Raw genomic sequence first — 7,630 nt, 5'->3', positions numbered from 1 at the left:
GCAGGGCCTGGCTCATCTGCACCGACAGGCCAGCGAAGGTGGCCGACAGCGCGGTCAGCGCTTCTTCCATCTGCATTCGCACCGCATCGAGGTGCTTCTGCCACAAGGGCAGCAGACGACCGCACAGTAGTTCAAGACCGTCGGCCGGGCTCGCTGGGGGAACGACCGGACTGTCGCTTGCGGAGAGGTCGGCTGGGGTGCCGGAAGGGGCGGGTGGAAAGGTGAAGGCCAGGGCGGCGGCACTGGCGAGGCCAAAGGCCATGATCAGCGATGCGCCAGTCCAGTCTTCGTGTCTGAAGCCTATCCAGAGGCCGCTGCCGATGCAGAGCAGGATGGGTAGCGCGCTGCAAAGGAGACGGTGTGGATCGCGCATGAATATTTCTTTGGGTTAGGGCCATGTCCGCTACTTCCCTACTGTGCGGAGGATCGGCGGAGTGTCGCGTGGAGGACCGCTGGACGCCGCATGCAGAGTAGTTGTCACCAAGTGTATCGGAAAGGTCGTGTATGACTATCGACATATTCCTATAGAGATATAGGACTTTTCTGGTGAAGTGTTTGCGCAAAAATTTTTGACCCGAATTCGCTGCGGGAAGCTAAGCGAGGGGCGCTTGCGCATGGAATGTCGTGGGCGGGCGGCCCCGGGGCATTGAAGCCTTGGGGGCCTCAGTCGGCGACGTGATGACGGAAGGCGTAGCGGACGAGATCGGCGGTGCCGGAGAGGTTGGTCTTCTGCAGCAGGCGCGACTTGTGCGTACTGACGGTCTTGATGCTCAGGTTCAGCTGGCCGGCGATGTTGCTGATCGAATGGCCGGCGACCAGTAGCTTCAACACCTGGCGTTCCCGTGCGGAGAGGATGCGTTCGGGGGCGTCGTCCGCCTCCCCTTGATCGAAACGGAGCGTGTCGAGCAGGAAGGGGTCGATGTAGCGCTTGCCGTCGGCGATCTTGGCTACCGCATCGAACAGTACCTGGGGTTCCGAACACTTCCGCACATAACCGTGTGCGCCTGCACGCAGGCTGCGCATGACGGTTTGCGAGTCATCGGATTCGCCGAGGGCGAGGAAGCGGAAGTCCGGCCGGGACTCCCTGAGTTCATGCAGGAGGTCGCTGCCGAACACGTCGGGCAGGATGGGGGAGAACAGGACGACATCAGCACCGACTGCGCGCGCCTGGCGTTTCGCTGTCTGCCCGTCGCCGGCTTCACCAACCACCCTGATGTCCGTCGTCTGTGAAAACAAGGCCTTGAGACCCGCACGGAACAGCGTCTGGCTGTCGATGAGCATCAGGCGTATTGCCTTGGGGAACTTCCGTCGTATGGAGGAAGCGGGTTGAGAGGGGGTTGAACGTGTCAAGGCGGGGCGGCTGGAGGTATCCATTTGCGTATTTGCTTGTTCTGGAAAATTGTCGCACCGCGGTGGAGGCATGTGACTGACAGTTTCTGTCTAGCGACCAATTTACGCATAACTGAAACCCTTAATGCTAGGCGAAGATCATGGGAGTTGAGCGACAATAGGCGGAAGTCGACGGATCAAGCTGACTCTGCATGTCCTGGGCATTGATCATCTTGATATAGCTGATGCTCAATGAGGTGAGATACGCAAGAGCGTACCTGCGGCAGCGCCAGATCCAGGGCCGTCCGGCAATAGGGGAACAAGCGCTGTTGGTGGCCAGCTCCAGGGAGGATGGTGATTCGGGGGCGCTTGCCAACGGAAACCCGGCGAGGCCGGCCGGCAAACAGCGCAAGGGTGCGGGCGGCAGGGCAGCTTCGGCCCCGCGGTGATTCCCAGGCGCGAACGCCGCCGAGGTGTCACCGGATTCATCGGCTCGGTCATCGATGCGGTGATGGCTGAGGTCACGGCCTGGCAAGCGCGGCCGCTGGAGCCGGTGGGTCTTCTTCGATGCCCCGCGGGTCAGGATTCGTGATGAGGCCGTGGTCCGCAACATGGCCATCTACCTGACCCTGGGCGTGCCGCCGGATGGCAGCGGGGGCATCCCTCGGGCGGCGGATCGGGAACACCTTTGGCATCCGTCACCGTGGAAAAACTCCTCATGCCCGCACGCTGAAATCCCGTCCCCCGGCGCAGGCTCAGCCCAGCCTCACGCCGAAACCACTTTTCCCCTTGTCGCTGGCATCCACCCAGTCGAAGTTGATGCTCGGGGTGCTTGCGAGCAGCTTGCCCACGGTGAAGGTGGTGTTGCTGCCGACGAAGTGGTCGATGCCGCCCAGCACGATCACGCCCGTCGGCGAGTTGCCCAACTGGCGCAAGACCTCCACCGTCTTCTCGTTGCGCCTCTTCATGCCCTTGGGCCCGACAGCGAAGCTTGCCGAGTAGACGCAGGTGTCATCCGCGCAGCTGACCTGGATGCCCCGTCTCTGTGCCTGGTACACCACCATGGAGAGGCGCAGCACGCCCTCGCCCTGCCAGCCTTCGCGATCCAACTCCAGCGCCGCGTCCTCGTTGTATGCGCCGCTGCTGGTGGCGATGCCGTCCACACAGGCCTGACGGTTCGGCGGCACCTCGATCAACAGGTGGCGGGCGCCGTCGCATTGCAGCAGCTTGAGCACCAGCATCCGCCCCCAGTGGTTGTCGTGATGCTCGCCGATGCCGACGACGCCGGTCGCCATCTTCACCGGGGCTTCCTGAAAGCTGATCTTGCCCATTGCTGGCTCCTGTGCGGGGGAATGTCTCCAACATAGTAGAGCGCGTTGGCGGTGGCAAAACCGGCGGTGGCCGCGGATGGTCTGGCCGCTCCGCCGTACGGGCTCAGGCGCTGCCGCAGCCACCTTCCGCAGGCGGAGAGTGCCTTGCCGGCGGTCGCCCGCAGGCCGCGCTAGGCGGTGAGCGCCCGCTCCACCGCCAGCAGCGTGCGGCGGCGTATCCAGCCGCTGGCGAGACGGATGGCGAGCCAGTAAGGGGTGAAGAGAGCCTTGGCGCGCAGATCGGGGCACTGGACGAAGGTCTCGGTGCGCAGGATGTGCCGCCCGGCCGCAGCGGGCAGCACCTGGTAGCGCAGCACCAGCCTGGCGGCGCCGGCTTCGGCGTAGCGGGCGAAATCCTCCGCGTCCCGCAGTCGGGCGAGGGCATAGTCCAGCCGCCAGAAGCGGCCGGCGAGGCCGAAGTTGATCTCGGTTTCGCTGCGCGACAGCGGAGTGAAGCTGTGCAGGCCGAAGGCGGGGGTCTCGCCTGCCGGCTTGTCGCCGAGGCGGCGCAGCAGCCTGGCGGGCGCCTCGCGGATCAGCATCAGGCGGTCGATGACCGGGACGGCGCGGAAATCGATGGAGGCGACGGCCTGGATGATGGCCTCCGCGTCGGCGGCGATGGGGGCGGAGTCGTGCCGCTCGTGGAAGCTGAAGGACGGCAGGTAGGGGGTGGAAGGCACGGCAAGGTCCGCGGAACGAGACGGCCGGACCATGAGCCAGTCCGGCCCGGATTGCAAGCCGCAGGCGCGGCGCCTCCGGTTCCGGCGCAACGGCTTCAGGACGCTGTCGGGCGCTGCAGGTAGGTCTTCACCGCTTGCGGCCACGTCTGCGCGGCGTTGAACGCGGGAGCCAGCCCGTCCTTGCCCGGCTGCATCGTCGCGCCCATGCCGTGGTCGATCATGTAGGCGGGAGGGTAGGTGGGCGATGCCCCGGCGCCGCGCTTCGCATCCCGTCGGGGGCGAAGCGGTGCCCCGCCTTTCCGCCCAGGCGCCGATGCGTCTGCAGGCAGGAATCCGTCTGGCGGGTGGCGGCTGCGGTGGTCTCTTTCCCCAGGGCGGATTCTTGCCCGCAGGCGGCGGATCAGCCCTCCGCCTGCAGCGCCCGCCGCTGTTCCGCCGCCTCCGGCGGCGTCCATTGGTAGAGCCAGGTTTCGCTGATGCGGCGGCCGCCGGCGGTGAGGTGCAGGCGCAGGTTCACCGGCGCGGTGCTGCCTTCCGCCGGGCGCAGGTCGAACATGGCGCGGTAGCCGGAGACGGCGGCGAGCGGGCGGGCTGAGGTGATCTCCAGCTTGCCGCTGGAGGCTTCGATCACCGCTTCCACCTTCACGTCGCTGGCGATGCGGGGTAGCTCGCCGCCGGCGAAGTCCACCGCGAAGCGCCAGGAGAAGTAGCGCCGCGGCTGGCCGATGATGCCGCCGATGCCGCTGCGGGTGGCCACCACCCGCGCGAGCGGTGGCTGTGCCGGCGTACGGCTGCCCCAGTGCAGGCGGTAGGCATAGAGCAGCTCCTTGCCGGGCACGACCGGCTCGGCCGGGTTCCAGAAGGCGACGATGTTGTCCAGGGTCTCGTCCGGTGTCGGGATCTCCACCAGCTGCACCGCGCCGCGGCCCCAGTCGCCGCGCGGCTCCACCCAGAGGTCGGGGCGGCGCTCGTAGAACACGCCGTCGTCCTGGTAGTTGGCGAAGTCGCGGTCGCGCTGCAGCAGGCCGAAGCCGCGCGGGCTGGCGTCCTGGTAGGCGTTGAAGCGCAGCTGCGCCGGGTTGGCGAGCGGGCGCCAGATCCATTCGCCGCTGCCGGTGTGCAGGGCGAGGCCGTCGGAGTCGTGGATCTCGGGCCGCCAGTCGTTGGCCATGCGCCTGTCGTTCTCGCCGGTCTGGTACATGCTGGTGAGCGGGGCGATGCCCAGGCGCTCTATGGCCTTGCGCGGGTAGAGGGCGGCATCCACCTCCATCGTCAGCACCGCCGCCGGGTGGATCTCGAAGCGGTAGGCGCCGGTGATGCTGGGCGAGTCGAGCAGGGCGTAGACCACCAGGCGGTCGGCGTTCTTCGCCGGGCGCTCGAACCAGAAGGCGGTGAAGCGGGGGAATTCCTCCGCCCGGGGCAGGCCGCAGTCCACCGCCAGGCCGCGGGCGGAGAGGCCGTACTGCATCTCCTGGCCGACGGCGCGGAAGTAGCTGGCGCCGAGGAAGGCGGCGACGTCGCGCTCCGGGTCGGTGTGGAAGTGCAGGCGGAAGCCGGCGAAGCCGAGGTCGGCCGGCAGGGCACCGCCATCCAGCCCGCTGCGGCCGTAGTCGAACATGCCGGGGTCGTAGGCCAGCTCGCGGGCGCGGCCGTCGGCCACTTCGTAGAGCCGCACCGGCTCGCGGTAGAACAGACCGAGGTGGAAGAAGCGCAGTTGCAGATGGCGTTCTTCGTCTCGCCACAGCGTGTGGTCCGGGCGGAAGCGGATGGCCTGGTACTGGTCCCAGTCCAGCGCCGCCACCGGTGGCGGCAGGTTCTGCGACGGCGCCTGCCAGGGCTGGCCGGCGAGGTGGTGGGCCTGGCCTTTCAGCCAGGCGTAGTCGAAGGCACGCGGCTCGCGGCCGGGCACGGTGGGGGCGGCGGCGCGCGCTTCAGCCCGCAGGAGCAGCGTGCTCGCGGCCAGCGCCGCGCTGCCGAGAAGGAATTGGCGTTTCTGCATCGGCTTGGGCTCCAGGCCAGGAGAGGGAATAGGGCGGCCGGGCAGCAGCGGTGGCGGCCAGCCAGCCGGGGTGCGCCGCCGGCGAGGACCAGACGGTGAAGTGCAGCCGCGACAGCGCGTCGGCGTCGTCCAGCAGGGCGAGCCGGCGGGCTTCGCTCAGGCCGGCGGGTCCGTCCGCGGCCGCTTCGCGGGCGAGCGCTGCGCTGCGTTCGGCTTGCCGCGCTGTATGCACGCGGCGGCCGGCGGTGCAGCAGACCAGCGCGTTCACCGCTGGGTCGACCACCGCGTCGACGAAGCCGGGCAGTGCCGGCGTGGCCGCGGTGACCGCCGCGGTGGCGCTCAGCGCCGGAGGCGGCTGGCGCTCCTCCGGGATGACGAACAGCCCGGCCGCGCGCAGGCCACGGCCCAGGCCGACGCGGCTGGTGAACACCGAGATGGGGATGGACAGCATGATGGCTCCCACCACCGGCGCCAGCCACCACAGGAAGCTCGGGTCCAGCCAATAGACGAAGCCGGCCCAGGCCACGCCGAGCACCGTGTGGCCGCCGTGGCGGCGCAGGGCGTCGGCCCAGGTGGTTTCGCTGTCGTCGCGCGGCGGCGATTTCCAGCTGGTGCGCACGCCCAGCAGCGCGGCGGCGACGAACTGGGCATGGAACAGCATGCGGATGGGCGCCAGCAGGGCCGAGAGCACCAGCTCCAGCAACATGCCGGCCGCCAGCTTTGCGCCGCCACCGAAGCCGCCCGCGCCCTTCGCCACCCGCAGCAGCACCGCCAGGATCTTGGGCAGGAACAGCAGGGTGGCGGTGGCGCCGAACAGGGAGATGGCCCACTCCGGCCGCCACTGCGGCCACAGCGGGAAGAGCTGGTTGGGTTCGACGAAGTATTGCGGCTCGGAGAGCACATGCTGCGCCAGCAGCGCGGTGGACAGCAGCAGGAAGACGAACCACAGCAGCGAGGAGAGATAGGCCATGACGCCGGTGACGAACACCGCGCGGTGCGCCGGGTGCAGGCCGCGGGCGAGGAAGAGCCGCGCGTTCATCAGGTTGCCGTGGCACCAGCGGCGGTCGCGGCTGAGCTCGTCCACCAGATTGGGCGGCATTTCCTCGTAGCTGCCGTCCAGGTCGTAGGCCAGCCACACGCCCCAGCCGGCGCGCCGCATCAGCGCCGCCTCGACGAAGTCGTGGGACAGGATCTCGCCCGACAGCGAGCCGCGCCCCGGCAGCCGGCCGAGCGCGCAGTAACGGGTGAAAGGGGCCACCCGGATGATGGCGTTGTGGCCCCAGTAGTGGGATTCGCCCAGCTGCCAGAAATGCAGGCCGGCGGTGAACAGCGGCCCGTACACCCGGGTGGCGAACTGCTGCATGCGGGCGTAGAAAGTGTCGCGGCCGGCGGCGCAGGGCGCGGTCTGGATGATGCCGGCGGCCGGGTTGGCCTCCATCAGCTGCACCAGGCGGGTGAGGCAGTCGCCGGTCATCACGCTGTCGGCGTCCAGCACCACCATGTAACGGTAGTTGCGCCCCCAGCGGCGGCAGAAGTCGGCGACGTTGCCGCTCTTGCGCTTGATGCGGTGCTTGCGCCAGCGGTAGAACACCCGCCCGGCCCAGCCGCAGTCGCGGCACAGGCTGCGCCAGGCATGCAGCTCGGCGACGCGGGTGTCGGCCTTGTTGCTGTCGCTGAGGATGTAGAAGTCGAAATGGTCCAGCGTGCCCCGGCCGGCCACTGACTCCACGGTGGCGCGCAGGCCGGCGAATACCCGGGCGACGTCCTCGTTGCAGATCGGCATGATCACCGCGGTGCGCGCGTCGCCCAGCGGGAAATCCGCCGCCGCGGTGCGCGAGATGGCCTGGCGGTCGCCGCCGCGCAGCTGCACCAGGAAGCCGCAGGCGGCGGTCCAGAAGCCGGCCGAGATCCAGAAGAACAGCACCGCGTACAGCACCAGCGCGGCGATCTCCAGCGGCCGGGTGCCGTGGTAGGGCAGCACCGCCGTCATCAGGCTGGTGGCGACATAGGTCTGGCCCAACGTGAGGGCCAGCAGCACCAGCCGGCGCAGGCCACCGCGGCCGCGGTCCGGGTGCTCCGGCCGGTCAGGCGCGGCTTCCGCGTCCGTGCTGGGGGCGCCGGTGGCGGCCGGCGGCAGGTCCGCGTCCGCCTCCGACAGCCAGGCGTGGGGCGCCATCGGGCTGCGGTTGAGCGGCGGGGCACAGGCGAGGCGGGCGGTTTCTCCGGTGCTGCCGTAACCCAGCGTCAGGCGC

Annotated in this window: 7 protein-coding genes and 1 pseudogene; 1 reads left to right on the top strand and 7 read right to left on the bottom strand. The window is 68.9% G+C overall.

Annotated elements, in window-relative coordinates; translation table 11 throughout:
- Together GRF61_RS22365 and GRF61_RS22360 are read right to left on the bottom strand one after the other, a co-directional pair.
- A partial coding sequence (locus GRF61_RS22365; protein WP_211166144.1) for a hypothetical protein occupies positions 1-373 on the bottom strand: 373 nt, incomplete at its 3' end.
- Between the two features lie 290 nt (positions 374-663).
- Complete coding sequence (locus GRF61_RS22360; RefSeq protein WP_169152833.1) at positions 664-1,281, bottom strand: response regulator transcription factor; 618 nt, start codon at positions 1,279-1,281, stop codon at positions 664-666.
- 469 nt (positions 1,282-1,750) lie between these two features.
- On the opposite strand from GRF61_RS22360, the pseudogene GRF61_RS24945 reads away from it, so the two are divergent.
- Positions 1,751-2,028, top strand: a pseudogene (locus GRF61_RS24945) (transposase); the annotation flags it as partial.
- Between the two features lie 56 nt (positions 2,029-2,084).
- Here GRF61_RS24945 and GRF61_RS22355 read toward each other — a convergent pair.
- The 5 genes from GRF61_RS22355 to mdoH all read right to left on the bottom strand — a co-directional run.
- Positions 2,085-2,660, bottom strand: a complete 576-nt coding sequence (locus GRF61_RS22355; RefSeq protein WP_169152832.1) for a hypothetical protein — start codon at positions 2,658-2,660, stop codon at positions 2,085-2,087.
- Between the two features lie 170 nt (positions 2,661-2,830).
- Positions 2,831-3,379, bottom strand: a complete 549-nt coding sequence (locus GRF61_RS22350; protein WP_211166143.1) for a hypothetical protein — start codon at positions 3,377-3,379, stop codon at positions 2,831-2,833.
- A gap of 95 nt (positions 3,380-3,474) precedes the next feature.
- Positions 3,475-3,600, bottom strand: coding sequence for a hypothetical protein (locus GRF61_RS25125; protein ID WP_282447265.1), 126 nt, complete (start codon positions 3,598-3,600; stop codon positions 3,475-3,477).
- Positions 3,601-3,779: 179 nt separating this feature from the next.
- On the bottom strand, positions 3,780-5,378 hold the full coding sequence (locus GRF61_RS22345) for a glucan biosynthesis protein D (protein ID WP_169152830.1): 1,599 nt from the start codon (positions 5,376-5,378) through the stop codon (positions 3,780-3,782).
- Positions 5,311-7,630: glucans biosynthesis glucosyltransferase MdoH (gene mdoH, locus GRF61_RS22340; RefSeq protein ID WP_169152829.1), on the bottom strand; the 2,320-nt coding region annotated here is incomplete at its 5' end. The genes GRF61_RS22345 and mdoH, both read right to left, overlap by 68 nt.

This window comes from Azoarcus sp. TTM-91, assembly GCF_012911025.1.
Classification (GTDB): Bacteria; Pseudomonadota; Gammaproteobacteria; order Burkholderiales; family Rhodocyclaceae; genus Azoarcus.
Note: the sequence above shows the minus strand (reverse complement) of the source record. Positions and strands in the feature narration are given on the sequence as shown.